24 protein-coding genes and 2 tRNA genes are annotated in these 18,461 nt (G+C 53.6%); all 26 read right to left on the reverse strand.

Annotation, left to right across the window (positions count from 1 at the left end):
• Positions 1–2 precede the first annotated feature (2 nt).
• The 26 genes from RJ53_RS02925 to RJ53_RS03050 all read right to left on the reverse strand — a co-directional run bounded on the left by RJ53_RS02925 (position 3) and on the right by RJ53_RS03050 (position 18,442).
• Entirely contained in the window at positions 3–1,679 is a 1,677-nt protein-coding gene (locus tag RJ53_RS02925; RefSeq protein WP_211530129.1) for a glutamate--tRNA ligase, read from the reverse strand.
• Position 1,680: 1 nt separating this feature from the next.
• Entirely contained in the window at positions 1,681–2,643 is a 963-nt protein-coding gene (locus RJ53_RS02930; protein WP_211530130.1) for a polyprenyl synthetase family protein, read from the reverse strand.
• A 13-nt stretch (positions 2,644–2,656) separates the two neighbouring features.
• On the reverse strand, positions 2,657–3,997 hold the full coding sequence (locus RJ53_RS02935) for an RNase J family beta-CASP ribonuclease (RefSeq protein WP_211530131.1): 1,341 nt from the start codon (positions 3,995–3,997) through the stop codon (positions 2,657–2,659).
• A complete protein-coding gene (fni, locus tag RJ53_RS02940) occupies positions 3,963–5,069 on the reverse strand; it encodes a type 2 isopentenyl-diphosphate Delta-isomerase (protein WP_211530132.1) in 1,107 nt (368 codons plus the stop codon). Before fni ends, RJ53_RS02935 begins: the two co-directional genes overlap by 35 nt.
• Positions 5,066–5,827, reverse strand: a complete 762-nt coding sequence (locus tag RJ53_RS02945; protein ID WP_211530133.1) for an isopentenyl phosphate kinase — start codon at positions 5,825–5,827, stop codon at positions 5,066–5,068. Before RJ53_RS02945 ends, fni begins: the two co-directional genes overlap by 4 nt.
• Positions 5,820–6,689 (reverse strand): mevalonate kinase, encoded by an 870-nt coding sequence (mvk, locus tag RJ53_RS02950; protein WP_211530134.1) that lies wholly within the window; start codon positions 6,687–6,689, stop codon positions 5,820–5,822. Before mvk ends, RJ53_RS02945 begins: the two co-directional genes overlap by 8 nt.
• A gap of 1 nt (position 6,690) precedes the next feature.
• Positions 6,691–7,479 (reverse strand): AmmeMemoRadiSam system protein B, encoded by a 789-nt coding sequence (gene amrB, locus RJ53_RS02955; protein WP_211530135.1) that lies wholly within the window; start codon positions 7,477–7,479, stop codon positions 6,691–6,693.
• Positions 7,480–7,517: 38 nt separating this feature from the next.
• Complete coding sequence (rpsB, locus tag RJ53_RS02960; protein ID WP_211530136.1) at positions 7,518–8,141, reverse strand: 30S ribosomal protein S2; 624 nt, start codon at positions 8,139–8,141, stop codon at positions 7,518–7,520.
• Positions 8,138–9,328, reverse strand: coding sequence for a phosphopyruvate hydratase (eno, locus tag RJ53_RS02965; protein WP_211530137.1), 1,191 nt, complete (start codon positions 9,326–9,328; stop codon positions 8,138–8,140). The genes rpsB and eno overlap by 4 nt, the downstream gene beginning before the upstream one ends.
• On the reverse strand, positions 9,325–9,519 hold the full coding sequence (locus RJ53_RS02970) for a DNA-directed RNA polymerase subunit K (protein WP_211530138.1): 195 nt from the start codon (positions 9,517–9,519) through the stop codon (positions 9,325–9,327). The genes eno and RJ53_RS02970 overlap by 4 nt, the downstream gene beginning before the upstream one ends.
• A gap of 31 nt (positions 9,520–9,550) precedes the next feature.
• Positions 9,551–9,625: transfer RNA gene (locus RJ53_RS02975), tRNA-Pro, on the reverse strand.
• Positions 9,626–9,814 (reverse strand): DNA-directed RNA polymerase subunit N, encoded by a 189-nt coding sequence (locus tag RJ53_RS02980; protein ID WP_211530139.1) that lies wholly within the window; start codon positions 9,812–9,814, stop codon positions 9,626–9,628.
• Positions 9,815–9,846: 32 nt separating this feature from the next.
• Positions 9,847–10,248 (reverse strand): 30S ribosomal protein S9, encoded by a 402-nt coding sequence (locus tag RJ53_RS02985; protein WP_211530140.1) that lies wholly within the window; start codon positions 10,246–10,248, stop codon positions 9,847–9,849.
• 13 nt (positions 10,249–10,261) lie between these two features.
• Positions 10,262–10,684 carry a 50S ribosomal protein L13 gene (locus tag RJ53_RS02990; protein ID WP_211530141.1) on the reverse strand — a complete coding sequence of 141 codons (423 nt, stop codon included), beginning with the start codon at positions 10,682–10,684 and terminating at the stop codon, positions 10,262–10,264.
• Between the two features lie 6 nt (positions 10,685–10,690).
• Entirely contained in the window at positions 10,691–11,053 is a 363-nt protein-coding gene (locus RJ53_RS02995; RefSeq protein WP_211530142.1) for a 50S ribosomal protein L18e, read from the reverse strand.
• Complete coding sequence (locus RJ53_RS03000; RefSeq protein WP_211530143.1) at positions 11,054–11,881, reverse strand: DNA-directed RNA polymerase subunit D; 828 nt, start codon at positions 11,879–11,881, stop codon at positions 11,054–11,056.
• Positions 11,881–12,276 carry a 30S ribosomal protein S11 gene (locus RJ53_RS03005; RefSeq protein WP_211530144.1) on the reverse strand — a complete coding sequence of 132 codons (396 nt, stop codon included), beginning with the start codon at positions 12,274–12,276 and terminating at the stop codon, positions 11,881–11,883. The genes RJ53_RS03000 and RJ53_RS03005 overlap by 1 nt, the downstream gene beginning before the upstream one ends.
• A 2-nt stretch (positions 12,277–12,278) precedes the next feature.
• Positions 12,279–12,824, reverse strand: coding sequence for a 30S ribosomal protein S4 (locus RJ53_RS03010; RefSeq protein ID WP_211530145.1), 546 nt, complete (start codon positions 12,822–12,824; stop codon positions 12,279–12,281).
• Positions 12,825–12,836: 12 nt separating this feature from the next.
• Positions 12,837–13,283 (reverse strand): 30S ribosomal protein S13, encoded by a 447-nt coding sequence (locus RJ53_RS03015; RefSeq protein ID WP_211530146.1) that lies wholly within the window; start codon positions 13,281–13,283, stop codon positions 12,837–12,839.
• 28 nt (positions 13,284–13,311) lie between these two features.
• Positions 13,312–13,396, reverse strand: a tRNA-Ser gene (locus RJ53_RS03020).
• A 106-nt stretch (positions 13,397–13,502) separates the two neighbouring features.
• Complete coding sequence (locus tag RJ53_RS03025) at positions 13,503–14,471, reverse strand: deoxyhypusine synthase (protein WP_211530147.1); 969 nt, start codon at positions 14,469–14,471, stop codon at positions 13,503–13,505.
• Between the two features lie 86 nt (positions 14,472–14,557).
• Positions 14,558–15,334 (reverse strand): CBS domain-containing protein, encoded by a 777-nt coding sequence (locus tag RJ53_RS03030; protein WP_211530148.1) that lies wholly within the window; start codon positions 15,332–15,334, stop codon positions 14,558–14,560.
• Positions 15,331–16,167, reverse strand: a complete 837-nt coding sequence (locus tag RJ53_RS03035; RefSeq protein WP_211530149.1) for a CBS domain-containing protein — start codon at positions 16,165–16,167, stop codon at positions 15,331–15,333. Before RJ53_RS03035 ends, RJ53_RS03030 begins: the two co-directional genes overlap by 4 nt.
• 5 nt (positions 16,168–16,172) lie before the next feature.
• The gene (locus RJ53_RS03040; protein ID WP_211530150.1) at positions 16,173–17,114 is read right to left on the reverse strand and encodes a CBS domain-containing protein; all 942 of its coding nucleotides are present in this window, start codon (positions 17,112–17,114) and stop codon (positions 16,173–16,175) included.
• Between the two features lie 9 nt (positions 17,115–17,123).
• The gene (locus RJ53_RS03045) at positions 17,124–17,882 is read right to left on the reverse strand and encodes a CBS domain-containing protein (RefSeq protein WP_211530151.1); all 759 of its coding nucleotides are present in this window, start codon (positions 17,880–17,882) and stop codon (positions 17,124–17,126) included.
• Complete coding sequence (locus tag RJ53_RS03050; protein WP_211530152.1) at positions 17,879–18,442, reverse strand: CBS domain-containing protein; 564 nt, start codon at positions 18,440–18,442, stop codon at positions 17,879–17,881. The genes RJ53_RS03045 and RJ53_RS03050 overlap by 4 nt, the downstream gene beginning before the upstream one ends.
• Positions 18,443–18,461: the final 19 nt, after the last annotated feature.

The following is an 18,461-nucleotide window of genomic DNA, read 5'->3' on the forward strand; positions in this document are numbered from 1 at the left end:
TGTTATCTGTGGGTGAAGTATGCGGTGACGCATCCATCGGCGACGGCATCAATCCTGACAAAGCCGAACCGCTCAAACTGGATCGTCTCGCCGACACACCCGGCAACCCCGGCTTCACAGACGCCGCTGATGATCCCCTCCGGTGTCAGGATACGGCAGGGAACTGTCTGATCCGGCGGGAGCCACTGGATGATTGGGCCTTTCGCAGCCCGTATCTCGGTGAGGGAGTCGCCTGCATAGACTGCGGTATTCTCGCCCGTCACCCTGATATTGAAGAGATCCTTCAGCCGGATCAGATCATTTCCTTCCATCTCTTTTCCAGGGATGAGTATCTCCCCGTTGAAGGTGATCGTCCGGTACCCACGCTCCTCATCACCCGGATAGAGGGGTGCATGCGCCGTCTGTTCCGGCCCGTCTTTCACCGTGAGATGAACCGGATCCTGGACGAAGAAGTACCGGTCTGATCCTTTATCGATCAGCTCCCGGTTCTTTGCAAAGAGATTATCCCATGAAAACGAGATATCGGTCCCGCCACAGCCGATCTCGATGACCGCTGCCCGGACCGCCTCAGGCCGGATACCCCGGCGGGCCATGGCACGGAGTGTTCCCAGCCTGATATCATCCCACCCGGTGAAGGTGCCGTCTGCGATCCCCTGATGCATGGAGGAGGTCGAGAGGACGAGCCCTTCGATGGACATCCTCCCGTAATGGAGATAGTGGGGGGGCTTCCATCCGAAGTAATCGAAGATGTACTTCTGCCTCCGGGTATTGGCGATATGATCCTTTCCCCTGATCACATGGGTCATCCCGAGGAGATGATCATCAATTGCAACCGAGAAGTTCATCAGCGGATAGACGGTTGCATCGACACGGGGATGGAGTGTGGTATTGACGATCCGCATCGCCGAGAAGTCACGGATTGCCGGGTCCGGGTGATCGATCTCGGTCCTGATCCGAACGGTCGCCTCCCCTTCGATGAAGGTCCCGTCGAGCATCTGCTCCCAGCGGAGAAGATTCTCTTCAACAGTAAGATCCCGGCATGGACATGCCTTCTTTGCAAGCTTCAGCTCACGGAACCTCTCTGCCTCACAGGTACAGACATAGGCACCGCCGATCCCGATGATCCGGCGTGCATACTCATAGTAGATCCCGAGACGGTCGCTCTGGTACACAATATCAGAGATCGCAATCCCGAGCCATTCGAGATCCTCGCGGACCATCTCATATGCCTCCGGAACGACCCTCTTCGGATCGGTATCTTCGATCCGGTAGATGTAGGATCCGCCGTACCGCCGGACATAATAGTCATTTAAGATGGATGCACGGGCATGGCCCAGATGCAGGGGACCGGATGGATTTGGGGCAAACCGCATCACAACCCCGCCTTCTGCATCAGGGAGCGGAGGGAGATCTGATGACTTCTCCCTCTTCTCATGCATCGAGGCGATGAGATCCGGCGCAATCTCTGCAAGCCTCGCCTCCCGCTCCTCATGGGTGAGGGCTTCGACTCCGGCAAGGACTGACCCGATGATGGCGTTCAACTCCTTCGCCCTGCTTCGAAGCTCTGCGTGCTTCCCAAGGATGGCGCCGATCACAGCCCCGGCACGGGGGACGTCCTGATGCTTTACTGCATTCTGGAGTGCGTACTGCTCAAGGATCGTCCGGATCTCATCACCCATCTCAGAACCCCCTCGTCACGAAGAAATCGACCATCTCATTGATCAGTCGCTTCTCTTCGGACTCGGGAATGACGGAGAGGCCTTTCTTGGCATTCACTACAAGATCATGGGCAATCTTTTTGACTTCATCGATGACTCCCGCATCCTGCAGCTCGGTGATGATAGCATCGATCTCGTCATCGGTGAGATCCTTCCGGTATGGTGCAAGATCGATCCCCTTCTCCCGTGCGACGATGGCGATCAGGGTCTGTTTCCCTGCTCTGAGATCAGATGCCCGGTCTTTCCCGCTCCCGTCCCGTGATGAAAGGAGATCGATGAGATCATCCTGGATCTGAAATCCGATACCTGTCGTCATTCCGAGGTTATAGAGTGCCTCTGCCTGTGGTGGACTCGCTCCTGCAAGGATCGCACCGATTCCGGCGGCGGCCGCATACAATGCCCCGGTCTTCTTTCGTACCATCTCCAGGTACTCGCCACGGGAGACATCGTCCCTCTTCTCAAAGGACATGTCATCTGACTGTCCCTGGCAGATCTCTGCACAGGCGTTGGCAAGCATCGAGACGGCACGCACCTGTGCGGCGGGCTCGGCCGTTGCCTTACAGATCAGGTCAAAAGCCCGTGCATACAGGACATCTCCTGCGAGGATTGCGGTCGCCTCATCCCAGATGGTATGGACGGTCGGAACCCCCCTCCGGAGCGAATCCTTATCCATGATGTCATCATGGACGAGGGTGAAGGTATGGGTCATCTCAAGTGCCAGTGCTGCCGGAAAGATCCGGTCTGGTGCCTTTTTGTCGATGGCACCGGCTGCAAGCATCACCAATGCCGGGCGGAGGCGCTTTCCCCCGGCGAGCAGGAGGTGGGCGCTTGCCTTGTTCAGGTCTCCCGGAGCATCTCCAAGGAAGCGAAAAAGTGTCTTGTCGACGAGATTTTCAACATTTGACAGATATTCTTTCAGATCCATGATTGTTCCCTCTCTATTTCTGTATCAGAATCCTCTGACCATTGCTCATCAGGTGGACATCCTTGTGGAGTGTGTATCCGAGCTCGGCTGCAAATGCCGCATATGCCCCGGACATATCCAGGCCTCCGTGCGATGGGATGATATGCTGGGGATTGAGCATATGCACAAAGTCATAGTGATCCTCCCGGTAGGCATGGCCGGTCACATGCAGTTCATCAAAGATACGGGCCCCCCTCATCGCAAGCCTCGTCTCGGTGAGATACCGCTGCCCGTAGTTCATCGGGTTTGGGATCACCTTTGCGGAGAAGAGGACCTTGTCCCCTTTCTCGATCTGATAGGGTGTATCTCCCTGGGCAATCCTGGTCAGGACCGATCCCGGCTCACCCTGGTGACCGGTGATGATCGGCATGAACTTCTCCTTCCCCTCCTTCATCATCCGCCGGAAGATCCGATCCACGGTTCTCCGGTTCCCAAAGACCGAGGTGGATCTGGGGAATGCGACAAGTTTCATCTGTTCTGCCGTTGTCGAGTACCGTTCCATCGACCGGCCGAGGAGCACAGGTTTTCTCCCGATCTCATGAGCCGCTTCCGTCAGTGTCTTCAGACGGGCGACATGAGATGAAAACGTCGTCACAAGGATCGCGTTTTTGTCATCCTCAAAGCTGGTGATGACATCACGGACGAGATCCCGTGCGATCCTCTCGCTTGGTGCTCTCCCCTTCGAATCGATATTGACGCACTCTGTGATGAGACAGAGAACGCCCTCCTTCCCGATCTGGGTGAGACGCTTAAAGTCCGGAGGCTCTCCGATCACCGGCGTACGGTCCAGTTTAAAGTCATTTGCATAGATGACCGCACCGTGAGGTGTGTGGAGAACCGCCATGACGGTATCGATGATCGAGTGCTGGGTTCTGACAAACTCAAGCGTCAGGTTCTGCGAGATGGTGTACTTGCCACCTGCCTTCAGGGCAAAGAGTTTGTTATTCACTCCGAACTTCTGCTCACCCGCAATCTGCTGCCTGATCAGCTCGGTTGTATATGGTGTCGAGATGATGGGTGCATTATATCTGTGGGCGAGTTTTGGGAGTGCCCCGATATGGTCGAGATGCCCGTGCGTACAGACGATTGCCTTGACTGTTCCCTCGATCCCGTTCATCACGGTATCATCAGGGATGGCCTTCATCTGGATCAGATCGAGGGAATGCATGTTCTCGACCTCGGCATCCTCATGGATCATAATCCGATCGAGGCGCAGGCCCATGTCAAAAATGACGATATCTTTACCGCAGCGGACGGCGGTCATATTCCGACCGACTTCTTCATATCCGCCGACGGCTATTACTTCTATCTCCATAGTGTTTTTCACATCCTGGTTCTTGTATCATATCGCGCGTATCTCCGGTTATATACGTCCGGACTCTTCGCATATCGCGTATCGTCGCGGCTCCCGAGAGGAACATCGCTACTGTTAGTTCTCTGTGTATCTCTTCGATTTTTGAATTGAGAGCTGCATCGCTCTCCATCGCTGGTGCAAGGAGCGGAAGTGCCATCCCTGCCATATCAGCACCGAGTGCGAGGGCCTTTGCAATATCGAGGCCGTTACGGAGACCTCCTGTTGCAATAACCGGCCCTCCGGTCTCTCTGACTTCCATCAGGCTCACCACTGTCGGGATCCCCCAGCTCTGGAAGTCGTCACCGAGGCGTCTCTGTACCGGGTCACCTGCCTCGTCGGCCCGGACCCCTTCGACACGGGCCCACGATGTCCCCCCGTATCCTCCGATATCTATCGCCTGGACTCCGGCGTTCCAGAGGTTGCGGGCTGTCTCCCGAGAGATGCCTGACCCCGTCTCTTTTGCGATCACCGGAAATGAGACGCGAGAGCAGAGCTCTTCTATCGCCTTGAGACATCCGGTTGCATCATGATCGCCTTCAGGCTGGATCGCTTCCTGGAGTGGATTTAAATGGATTGCTATAGCATCTGCCTCGATCATCGAGACAGCCTCCTCAGCCCAGGCAGGACCATGATCACGGAGCTGTATCGCCCCTATATTTGCAACAATGAACGCAGTCGGGGCCTCTTCCCTGACAACAGAGAATGAGTGTCTGAGATCAGAGCGCTCAAGTGCTGCCCGTTGTGAGCCGACACCGATTGCACACCCAAACCGCTCAGCCGCACGTCCAAGACGGCGGTTCACCTCGGTTGTTCCGGGATGGCCACCGGTCATCGCGGCGATGAAGAGAGGGGATGAGAGAGTAGTATTGAGGAACCGGCAGGAGAGATCGATATGATCCATATCTGCCTCTGGAAGTGCGGAATGAACGATCCGTACATCGGAAAATCCCGAACACCCTGTTTCAATCTCCTTCTCACTGCAGATGCGAAGGTGATCGAGTTTGCGTGATGTCGTCTGTTCAGGCAGGGTCATAACTGCTCCATGACGATCTCGGTTCCGCCGTGATCGTCTCCGGCGAGAAAGTCTCCAAGCCGCTCAATATGAAATATAGATGACATGATGCCCGTATCCGCGAGGGCGAGGAGCTCCTGAACCTTCCCCCGCATTCCTCCGGTTACATCCATCTTCTCCGAGTCTCCGAGATCGACAGCATCTGCTGTTGACCTTGTCATCATCCTGACCACCTCTCCTTCGGAGAGAACACCCGCCACATCGGTGGCAAGGCCGACACGTTCTGCCCGGACTCCCTCTGCAATTCTGAGGACGAGCTGATCCCCGGAGATGATGCAGCCCCCCCGTTTTCTGTCCATAACGACGTCACCATGGAGGACCGGCACGATACCAAGATCTGCCATCATTGCAAGCTGCCTGGTCTCAAAAGAGATGAGCCGCCCCTCCTCTGCAAATGAACCGCAGAGAGGATGTACGCCGACGGCATCGATACCGGCATCCCGGAGTATCGAAACAACAGTACTGTTGAGACCTGCAACGGCACGGTGCGTCTCTCCGATACCTGCCGCATTCTCCCGGCCGACGCCGTCAGGAATTCTGTACTGGTGGGCTTCGGGGTGACCGCAGGATCCTGCTCCATGGACGATGATGAGGGGGAGATCCCGATGGTGAGCGATAGTCTCCGCTATCGCCTGGAGCCGGGTGGTGTGTATCACCCCCGGATTCTGTTTCTCGGTGATCACGGATCCCCCGAGCTTGAGTACAATCGTCTTACTCATCCTTCTCTTTCCGGACACCCTGGGTGTCGATGGTGGTGATGATTGCCCGTGCATCGCATGCCTCAATCGCACCGGCGACACGGGTTTTGGCACTCTTTGAACAGAGTGCAAACATGCATCCGCCGCCTCCGGCCCCTGTCACCTTTGCCCCGAGTGCTCCGGCTGCCCGTGCTGCCAGGACGAGACGGGATATCTGGGGATGGCCGACTCCGAGGGCATCAAGGAGTGCATGATTCATATTCATCAGATTGCCGAGTTCACGCGGATTGTTGAAATGGTGCATCGAACATCTGGTGACTGCGGCGATGGCATCGATGATCGGATCAGCTATCTGAGGCCGTGTCCTCTTCAGCTCGGCGACCTTGCCGACCATCTCAGATGTATTGTGATGGGTGAGGCTGTTTCCGATGACGAGCTGAATTGGTTGTGGGGGAAGGCGTCTCTTTGTGTTGCCGGTGATGAGTACCATCCCCCCGACGGTTGAGACATATGTATCTGTTGCACTTGCCCGCCCCTTCTGAACATTCTTCTCAACAATATGAGCAAGAGATGATAGCTCTTCCGGACTTTTCCCGATATCAAACTCATCATTTATCGCAAAGAGGGTTGCAACAGTTACTGCCGCCGAGGATCCAAGCCCTGATGAGCTTGGAAGCTGGGACCGGACATAGACCGATCCGGAAACCCCCATCTGCCGGAAACATTCGGCAATATAGGATGAGTTTGGTTTCTTCTGTCGTTTGGCTTTCCGGACAGTGACCATAACCCTTGGTTTGATCGCCATTGCAATACCGGGCTTGCCATATACGACAGCATGTTCACCAAAGAGGAAGATCTTTCCCGGAGCACTCCATGTTGCCACCCTACACCACCGCAATGGCCGCATACCCGACGACATCCGGATCTCCGGTGATATCGCCGCTTGTCATATAGGTAAGAAGAATTCCCTTTTCAGCACCGAGATCGGCTGTTGCACGGAGCATGGTTGCGATAGGGCCAACACCACAGGCCGATACCCGAAGTGTCCTGATTTTGTGATAAAACTCACTGGTGTCAAGCGAGAGGATAGGTTTAATCGCTTCAGCATCGATCTTCTCAGCAGTATTCTTTGGTATGTAATGTGAGAAGTCACTTGATGCAACGATGATAACGTCCCTTTTTGTCCTCGAAACTGCACGGATGATCTGAGCTGAAAGACGTTCCGCCTCTTCCGGGGACTGATCGCCCATCAGGATCGGTGTGATCCTGGCTCGTGGGAACCGGTATTTGATAAGAGGCATCTGCGTCTCAAGTGAGTTCTCATCATCCTGATGTGCAGCCTCATCAACAGGAAGGTCAAGTGCCAGTGAGAGTTCCTCATCATTTGTGATGATCCCAAGCGGCGTCTCCCAGGGGAGTGCAGAGACACATGTCCTGTATCCGCGATGACTTGGGCCGATGATGATGAATGTCCCGGAGAATCCGGGATCAACGGTGCTGTATCCGCGGGCGGCAACAGCACCGGAGTATGGATACCCGGCATGCGGAACAATGATGCCAAGGGGGTGAAGCTGCTCCCCCTGTTTTTTGAAGAACATCTCAAGCACCTGCTCAAGGTGCCCAGGTTCTCCGGGATAAAACATCCCTGCCACAGTACACCGTCGGATCTCCATAGGTTCGCACCTCTTCTGGCAGTTGTTCTTCTGACTATTTAAAGATCGGTCTCGAAGTCTTCAGGGGTGAGTGAGGTTGTAATACCACGGATTCTGAGCATCTCTTTTGTCAGGAGATAGTAGATCATGGAGAGAGCCTTCCGCCCCTTGTTGTTCGTCGGGATGACGAGATCGATGTTCTTTGTATTGTTGTTCGTGTCACAGAGGGCAATGACGGGAATACCGTTTAAGACCGCCTCGCGCACAACCTGGGCATCGCCGATCGGATCAGTGACGATGACGACATCGGGCTCGATGTACTTCTGGAGGGATGTCTGATTCAGGGCAGGATTTGTAAGGGTTCCTGGGATGAACCGTCCGGTTGTTGCCATTGCTCCAATCGTCTCTGCAAACTTCCTGGCAGGATACTGACCGTACTGACGTGATGTGACGGCAAGAATTTTTGGAGCCTCAAAACCGGAGAGGAACTTTGCAACCTGCTTGATCCGCTCATCAGTCTTTCTGATATCGATGATATAGAGACCATCTCCGCGGACGCGGTAGATGAAATTCATCATCTCATTGCTCTTCTGCTGCGTTCCGATGTGAACACCTGCTGCAAGGTACTCCTCGACGGGGACGAGGGGTTCGTTCAGTTCGATATCAAGTTCTGTCTCGCTCATGCGAAATTCTCCGAAATACGAATTAATTCATTTAATTTTGCTATTCTTTCGCCACCAACAATACCACATTTGAGATAGATGCATCCAAATGCTGTTGCCAGGTGGGCGATGGTTGTATCTGTCGTCTCTCCGGATCGGTGGCTCATCACCGTCTCCATACCTGTTCTGTGTGAGAGGCTCACGGCTTCGAAGGTATCCGTCAGGGTTCCGATCTGGTTGGGCTTGATCAGGACCGCAGTTGCAGAGGAGAGTTCAACTCCTCTCTGGATACGCTCAGGATTTGTGACGAAGAGGTCATCGCCACAGATGAGGCAGTTATCAGGGATCTGACTGGTGAGGGTTGAAAACCCTTCGAAATCCTCTTCATGGAGTGGATCCTCAACATAGATGAGGCCGTAGGTGTCGACGAGATCGGCGATATATGCAATCTGATCTTCAGTTGTGCGGCTGATATCACGGTATGCATACCGCTCACCGTCCCAGAGCTCGCTTGAGGCGACATCCAGACCGATTCCGACGGTGACACCGGTCTCGTCGGTGACGGTATCAATCGCCTCTCCGATAATACCAAGCGCATCAATATCGCTGATCTGTGGTGCCCAGCCACCCTCATCTCCCTTACCGCAGGTGATGCCCCGTCCGGTCAGAAGTTTTTTTACTTCCTTGTGGACGAGTGCATTGGTAAAGACCGCCTCTTCTGTTGATGAGGCACCGGTAGGTACGATAAGAAACTCCTGAATCTCGGTCGCTCCGGGTGCATGAGCGCCTCCTCCGATGACATTACCAAGCGGCAACGGAGCTTCATCAGCATAGACTCCACCAAGATAGGTGTAGAGTTCTATACCGATCGCTGATGCTGCTGCCTTTGCGTTTGCAAGTGAGAGAGCAACAGCGATGTTAGCCCCGATTCCTTCAAAGGTTCCGGTTCCATCGATCTCATGGAGGATTCGATCAAAGGTAACCTGGTCACGGGAGTCGAGACCGACCAGTTGAGGGATGACCGTATTGTATGCATATGGTATCGCCTCTTGTGGAGGTCTGACGACCGCCTCGTATCTTCCTGTGCTGGCTCCGCTTGGAGCTGCAGCACGTCCGTACCCGCCGTTGACAATCACATCGGCCTCAACCGTGGGATTCCCACGGCTATCGAGGATGGTCCTGAGTGTCACTGCTTCAATCGATGTCATGCCACCACGACTTCCAGATCCCCGAAATGACGCTTGACGGTGATGGGTACAAGACCTTTATCAAACTCCTCAAGTGCTATCTCCAGCGGATCGATTCGTACGGTTTTAAAAAGCACCGGGGCTCCCATCGATATCTGCAACGCTCTGGCTCCGATGATCCTGGCTCGTTCGTATCGAGTGTAGGATATCATAGTAATCACTCCGTAAAATTTTGAACAGAAATGGGGTCGCTGAGATTCGAACTCAGGTCACTGCGTCCCGAACGCAATAGGATAGTCCAGGCTACCCCACGACCCCTCACTGATAGGGATACTGTTCATCAATAATCTCCTTATGTGAGAGGAGCATCCTTCTGCAACAGTACCGCTCTAAACCGAGGGAGTCGAGGATCTCTTTTGGATCCTCACCTGCCGCTTTCCGCTCCTTGAACTCATCCCATGCCGTGGAAACAACTTTTCCACAGGTGAAACATCGTACAGGTATCATTTGTCCTCGATTCCTTATTATCCTGCCTGTATTTAACGGTATGACTTCTGGAACTTCTTCCGGGCACCACGGCCGTGCGGCTTCTTCGCCTCTTTCTGGCGCGAGTCATTGACGAGGAGCGTCCTGTCGTATCCAAGATATATCTCTTTGATAGCAGGATCATTCGTCCAGCCCAGAAGGCCTCGTCCAAGTGCCGTCCGGATTGCCTCAGCCTGACCGATGATACCGCCCCCACTGACATTGATCTCGATATCAATCGAGTCATTGACGCCAGGTGCAAGGGCGAGTGCCTCGCTGATCTTCATTCTGATAAGTTCAGATCCATAGATCTCAAGAGGTACCGAGTTAATTCTGATCCTGCCCTTCCCTTCCCTGAGGGTTGCGCGGGCGACGGCTGTCTTTCTCTTTCCACTTGTATTGATAATTTTTGCCATATCTCGATCCCTCTTAGAACTTTGCACCAAGGTTCTGGCTGACTGTACCAAGCGTTACGTACATGGGCTTGTTCAGCCTGTTACGGTGCGCTTCGTCGATGATCTCCATCTCCTGGCCTGCAAACTCGTCCGGAACTCCGACATATGCCTTGACACGGCGGAGCGCATCTGCACCCGGGCCGGTCTTGTACGGGATCATTCCGCGGATTGTCCGCTTCATGATATCATCCGGACGGCGGGGGAAGAACGGACCTCCCTCGACAGATCCACGGGTTCTCTTCTCATGGTATTTGGTCAGAACATGTGCCCTGCTTCCTGAGATGATCGCCTTCTCTACATTAACGATGGCGATCTCTTCACCTTTGATGACCCGCTTTGCAACGATGCTTGCAAGTCTTCCGAGGAGGAGATTTTCTGCATTGATGATTGTTGTCATCGCCATTCACCTCAGTATCCTGACCCGGCTGCCAGCAGGATTTGCCGAGACGAGCTCTTCGATCGTCATACAATCTCCCTCAGCCTGCACAATCTTCTCACGGGCTGAGTCGGAGAAGTGAAGTGCCGCTACCCTGACGGACTGATCAAGTATACCGCTTCCGAGGACCTTCCCCGGGACGAGAATGATCTCGCCTGCCTGAGCATAGCGGTTGATCTTGCCGATATTGACTTCGGCATAATTACTACTGGACGTGTCGAGCCTCCGTGCAATCTCACGCCAGATACTCGCCTCGTTCTCATGGGATGCGGACTTGAGCATCCTGATGAGGTTGACGAGGCGCGGGTTTGTTTTGCCCGATCTCTTCATCTACAGTCCCTCCGTGGATATTTCCTGTAACGCTTCTACCAGGGTGTCTGACCTGGATCTGATATATCGTAGCCCCTCTTCGACGATCTGTTGTGCGGATAGGGATCCGTCACCTTCGACGACAAAGAGGAACTTTGTCTCATCTGTATCTATTTTGATGGCAGATTCTTCCCCGATACCGGTTCCTATGCATGCCTTCTCACAGAGGCGGCAGAGTGAACAGGCTTCGAGTTTACCGTCAACGACACGCACGGTCTGCCCTTTGACTTCAAGGACATTCCGGGGGCACTCATCGACACACATCCCGCATCCGTCACATTGATCGGTGATCTCGATTACGGGATACTCTTTATACCCGCAGGCGATTGTCGGTTGCCACTTTGCATGTTCGGTTCCGATATTCAGAACTGCCACAGCTTCAAGAACGAGTTTCTGATCTTCCCAGAGCTTGACAATGGGAATATTCGCTTCGACAGGCCCGGTCATCGGGTCATCAGATATCATGTCACCTGAAAAGACCGTTGTTGGTCCTTCAATGGTGATGGTGAATGTGACCTGGCAGTGGGGGCAACCTGCACCCTCACAGGTGCAGTCTTCCTTCCTCACAAATCGGGACAGGTCTGTCTTCAGCGGGATCATACCGATACGGTGGGCGAGCATCTCGTCAAAGAGGACGCTTGTGTTATCATAGATCCTGATATCTTCGATGGCGAGTGTCGGAACCTCACCCATCATCGCCCGCCTGAGGCTGTTTGCAAATGCCACTGACGACGAACTGAGGGTGAACTGTGCAACTCTCTCGTCAAGCCTGCCGAATACGATCTCCATCAGACTCTCCTTCCCCGCCTGCCACCCTTGGTCCGGATACTGTCATGTGAGACCGGGGTGACATCTTCGATTCTGCCGATACGGACACCTGCGCGGGCAAGAGCCCGGATGGCCGCCTGAGCGCCGGGACCCGGGCTTCTCTGCTTTCCGCGGCCTGGTGCACGCACCTTCACATGCAGACCGACGAATCCCTTGTCACGAGCTGCATGGGCAATGTTTGTTGCCATCTGCATTGCGGCATAGGGCGAGCTCTCGTTTCGTGCCTGTTTCACAACCATGCCACCACTGCTCTTACAGATCGTCTCAGCTCCTGAGAGATCTGTGACGGTGATGATGGTGTTGTTGAATGATGCAAATATGTGGGCAATACCCCACTTATCCTTCTCAGATGCCATGGTTATGCCCTTACATTATTGATTCGGCCGCGTTCAGGGTTACTCTCGCTTGAGAGCGGCGACGTCTGGTAGTAGCCAATCTGCTCTTCTTCAGCCCGTGTGACCATATAGCCCGGAACTGAGACACGTCTGCCGTTGATGGCAATGTGGCCGTGGCCGATGAGCTGGCGTGCCTGTTTTGGTGAGCGTGCAAGACCCTTTCTGTAGACGATGGTCTGGAGACGGCGTTCAAGGATCTGATTCACCGTCAGCGACAGGACATCATCGATCGTTGCCCCTGCACCGATGATAGCGTACCGCTGCAGGTGCTGGAGGAGCTCCTCACGCCGGTCATCGATCCGCTCTTCATCGATACCGCCGGAGATCATCGCAAGGATGTTCCGTGCACCCTGGCGGTGGCGACGAAGAATATGGGTTGCCTTCCAGATCTCCTTCTTATTCCGGAGACCAAAGTCTATCGCGATCTTACGCTCATCGGTGATCCGACCCTTCTCAAAACGGCGTTTCGGCGACTGGTACTGCTTGTGGTTCTTTCCTGGGTATCCCATTCAAATCACCGCTCACTTCTTCTTCTTGGAGACACCGACGGTTGTGCCGGTTCTGCCTGTGGACTTTGTCCGCTGGCCACGTACTTTCTGTCCGGTCTCGTGTCTGATACCACGGTAGCACCGCATCTTCTTCATGATGTTTAAGTCCTCTTCACGTATGAGAGCGACATCAACACCGATGATGTGGCGGGCTTTCCCTGTATAGAGATCTTTTGGGCGGTTCATCATCCAGGTGGGAGCTGTCTCTACGTACTCATCCACGACGGTGCGGATTCGGTCAACCTCTTCATCTGAGAGTTTTCCCATTAATGCATGGGTGTTGACGTCTGCCTTCCGTGCAAGGATGAGCGCGGTGTGGAGCCCCACGCCCTTGATGCCCGTCAGAGAGATCTGGACCGACTGTGTGCCGTCGAGATCTGTGTTACTGACGCGTACGAAGTAATTCAGTTCTTCTTCCATGGATTTTCCTCTTATCTTCTCCTTGGAGCGCTGAGGGAGGGATTTGAACCCTCGAGTCCCAGGGGGACACAGGTTTAGCAAACCTGCGCCATACCAGGCTTGGCTACCTCAACAGAGATATGTCGCATCTTTCGACACTCGCAGTGCACTTTGAATCACTGCTCCATGAATTGAGTGCTCTAATAGATTGGTGCAAAAGAGTATTAATGGTTGTGGCTGTCAGCCACGATCTGCCCGCTGGATCCCTGAGGATACGAGGGCAGAGGTCATCAGAGGAATGGCAATCGTCGCATCGCAGAAACACTGGACTCTCGGGCAGGTGATCGTCTCCTTGCCCCAGCTGATCGCTTCCTCGAAGGTGCATCCCGAGAGACCTCCCCAGTGCGGGGCATCGGTTGTGAACTGGATGGCATAGGCATGCCCTCCGAGATCACTGTCATGGATGGATGCGATCACCTGCGTCTGCTGGATGAAGTTCTTCGGCACTCCTCCCCCGATATAGATGACTCCGGTCTTTGGCGCCTTCTCAACGATCACTGTTATCTCATCGGCATCGCTGATCTGATCGATCTGTACATCGGTCCCCTCACGCCGGGCCATCACGAGGCTGATCCCGATGGAGGAGTCGGCGAGGGCAGGAACAAAGATTGGGATTCCCTCAGTGGCACAGGTGGCGGTGAGCGACCGTCCTTCCGGCCGGACCTCTATGAGCCACTCTCCAAGCCTCTTGATCAGTTCACGGCTTGATCCGTGAAAGGGTGCGATACTGGCGATGAAGTCGGCAACCTGCTGATCGACACTCCGGAACTGCTCTTCATAGGCGAAGACATCATAGATCCGGTCGATCCCCTTCTCAAAGAGGGCGGCATCATCGGCATGATGATGGCCCCGGTAGTGCCTGATGCCGAGGTGTTCACAGATGTCATGAAAGATATTTGCGCCGGTTGAGACGATGGCATCCATATAGTGCCGTTCTGCGAGGCTGATTAAGCATTCCTGCATCCCGGCAGGGACCATTGCACCGGAGAGGCCAAGAAGAATGGCACAGTCCGGATCCCGAATCATCTCCTTCCAGATGATATATGCCTCACCGAGTTTTCGCCCCTGAAAACCGGTTCTGCTCATAGCCTCAAGGAGATCTGAGACTCGCTCAGTCGGTTTGACAGGGGTTGTAGGGGTCAGATCCATGGCAAGTATGTTTCTCATAGACGGTATTAAATGAGATGATGCAGACGGCATACTGCCCCTATCTGCGGGAAAAAAAGTGTGGTTTATCAGAGCGCGTTGATGAGCGATCTGCGGGTGACAAGGCCGACCGGCTTTGTATCGTTTGTTACAAGGACGGTGCTGATGTTCTTCTCTTCCATCAGGGCGATAACATCATCGACGGTCTTGCCTTTCTCAACGGAGGTGACCGGGGTGCTCATGATATCCTGTGCAATCAGATTCCTGATACGGTTATCATGGTGTTTCACCTCGACAAGCTCTTTGAGCTTCATAATAGCCTGGGCGAGGTCGGTCTCGGTGACAATACCAAGAACCCTGCTATTGTCGGCAACGATGAATCGTGTTGCCGAGTCATCGACCATCCTCCTGTGAAGGTGAACAATCCGATCCTCGGGTGTGATCTTCGGTGCAAGCTCGATGACGTCTTCAAGCGGGCAGTCAGGTTTCATCACTCTGAGGAGATCGCCCATTGTCACCATGCCGATGAGCTTGTGCTCTGCATCCAGCACGACGACGATCTTATAGCTCTGGAGGAGGGGGATGAGGATGTCAATATCCTGATCATGGTAGGCGAAGGTGTAGTCTTCTTTGGTGACGTTCGCTACATGAATCTGCGTCGGGGGAATGGGCCCACTCCTTATGCTACCGATCTTTTCGGCAATAGTGCGCCGGGATGCAGTCCCTACGACCTGATTGTTGTGCGTGACGATGATCGGATCGACTCCCTCATCGAGCATGCGTTCGAGTGCCTCGGTGATGAGTGAGGATTTTGCGATACTGACGGGCTTTGACATGACGTCTTTGATGGTGATCTGTGTTGTCATTGTGCTACCTCTTTCAGTATGTCGTCTCGTTTTAATATTCCTTTGATGTCGGTGCCCTCAACAGCGATGATACTGTTGATATTGTGCTTGCGCATCAGTGCGATCGCGCCAGCGACAGACTCGGACGGGCTGATGGTGATCACGGGCCGTGACATGACATCCTCTGCGATTGCTGAAACGCTCCTGACATGTCGCAGGCTCTTTCTCCCCCCGCTCTCTTCACGCCGCAGATGCATAATCTCCTTTTCAGGAACTCCGTTTTCAAAGATATACCCGTAGAATGCAATATTTGACTCGGTGATGACACCTGCAAGCGTGCCGTCATTATTGACGACAAGGAGCTTGTCGTTTCGTTCCCGTATCACATCGATGACATGGCTGAGTGAGTGGTACCGGGAGATCGTCACCACATCCTCCATGATATCAGCAACTGTCGCCTTGATCTTCTCGACATCGGGTGCAGCCATAATATCCGTCTTTGTGATGATCCCAACCACGGTACCAAGATCGGTCACCGGAAGACTGCTGATATCATGCATCATCATCATACGTGCTGCCTCTTTGAGATCAGCCTCCGGTGAAATCGTCATCGGATCCTTCTTCATCATCACCTCGACCGGAATATTATCGATCGGGCGTCTCCTCCAGAGAGGATCGCTCTGCCGGAAACCATGGGCAATATCCTTCTTGGTGATGATACCTGTGAGATTCTCTCTATCCATTACCAGAAGCCGTGAGATATGGTGCTTCAGTAACAGGTTGCGTGCATACGCAATGTTCTCTGTTTTGCTCACGACATAAACCGGGGATGACATCATCTCTCTGACAATCATGGCTCTCACCTCTGTGCGAGTGCTTTAACAAGATCATATTCTGTTATCATTCCGATAAGGCGCGCATCTTCTGTGACCGGAAACGCACCAATCTGCTTCTGAATCATCTCACGTGCGATCTCGTGTATGTCCTTCTGAGGGGTGGTTGTGTAAAGATTGCCGGAGATGATCGATCGAATCGGGCGTGCCGTCACTTCTGCAACCTCGCCCGTCTGCATCGATCGGAACACTTCTCCGGAGCCGACATATTTCATGATGTCTGTTGCGGTGACGATGCCAAAGAGCACATCATCGGAGACGACCGGAAGTCTCCTGAAATGATATTTGTTCATCTGTTTTGCAACTTCAGCAATTGAACAGTCAGGGTAGGTTACCCGCGGTGAATAGGACATCACGTCCTCAACAGTCAGCTGGCTCTGTTCGATGGAGAGCGATTTCAGGAGATCATATTCGGTGACGATACCAACGACATGCTCATCATTATCGATGATCGGAACCCCGCCATGCCTCTTTTCGACGATGATCTCGACTGCAGCCTGCATATCGTCGTTTGTATGGAGGGTCATCACATTCTCGGTCATGATGGATCTGAGATTCTCGTTGATGGCAGAGAGGAAGTTACCCTGGTGTTTGTTCCTCACCAGATTGTGCCGGTCCCCACCCCCCATGAAATCAACGATGTCAGTAACGGTGATAATGCCACGCAGCTTCCGACTTCCTGCATCTGCTATCGGCAGCCTGCGGAATCCCTCGCGGGTCATCGTCTCGACGCCATCGCAGATGCTCATCGTGGGAGGGACGCATACAACATCGCTGACTCCGATGTTCATTACTCCGCCCTGACGATCAGCCGGGCGTGACCTGAACTCAATGGGTCCACGATCCTGCTTACCGGCTCTCATTAGATAGCGCTCACCTTTGTTATGGCCTGAATTATTATCGTGCATGGTGGTTCCTTACGCCTTTTTGACTATGGTTCTCAGGACATCATGGCGATCCAGGATGCCAACGACAGTTCCCTCAGAAACAACCGGCATGCGGCTGATATCATGAGATACGAGGAGGTGTGATGCTTCGGACACCGGCATATCCGGTGTTGCCGTGATGACCGGGGTGGTCATCACCTTGCCAATCCGGGTATTTGAGCTGTTCCCAAGTGATCGCCTGATACCGCCGTTTTCCACAAGATCCCGGCGTGATATCACTCCGAGAAGCTCCTTCCCCTTGACAATGGGGAGAGATGCATATCCGGTATCGGTGATAAGGGAGTAGACCTTCTGAATGGTGTCTTCAGTATCACAGCAGACGACATCTCCTGTCATAACGTCCTTGACATTTCCGGTGATCTCATGGCGTGAGACCAGTATCGGAAAGAGATCGCGAAGAAGGATGGATCCGACAAACTTCCCGTTCCCTGCGGATACCGGAATGCTGTCGGTTCCTGTCTTCAGAATGGTAAGGGCGGCATCCTCAAGTGGTGTATCCAGAGAGATACCTGGTACATCACGGATGAACCCTGCAATGGTGACATTTGATCGTGTGTCTGGTACCCTGAGGACATCGGTGATATCGATCATCCCGCTCAGGTGTCCCTGATCATCTGTGATGTAGATCTCTCGGTAGACATCATCACGAAGAATCTGCCGTGCTCTGGTGACATACTCGTTCTTTTTAAGAGATGTCACCTCTATCATCAGGTCACGTGCAACTTTCATACGATTGACTCCTCATCACGGCATATCGGGCAGAGGTTCTGGTTGTCGATGTATCTGAGCTCATCTGATAGGCTTCCGCATCGGTCGCAGACGCCGTCATTGTAGTCCTGCACCCGGTTAATCACAATCAGGTCGCTCATGATCTCATTCATCTCGGTCGCAATGCTGAGGATATCACGTACTGTGATGATCCCGATGACCTTCTGATCTCCATTGACGACCGGGAGTCTTCGGACACGACTTTGTGACATCATCCGTGCAGCTTCTGCAATGGTTGCATCAGCCCCGATGGTGATGAGGGGCGTGCTCATTACTTCCTTAACAAATACCTCTCCAGGTTTTTTGTCGAGTGCCATTATCTTGCAGTTAAAATCCTCCTCGGTTACAATACCAATTGGAAGGTTATTCTGCAGAACGATGCAGCTGCCAACCTCATCGCGGCACATCGCCAGTGCTGCCTCGGCAGTTGTTGCATGTGCATCAATTGTGGTCGGATGAAGTTTCATTACTTCGCGAACCGGAATGCGTGTTTCGAAATCCATGTTGTCACTTTGTTTCATCTCTCTTCACCTCCTTTCT

Origin of the sequence: Methanocalculus chunghsingensis (assembly GCF_018132105.1) — an archaeon.
In the GTDB taxonomy this organism is placed as follows: domain Archaea; phylum Halobacteriota; class Methanomicrobia; order Methanomicrobiales; family Methanocorpusculaceae; genus Methanocalculus; species Methanocalculus chunghsingensis.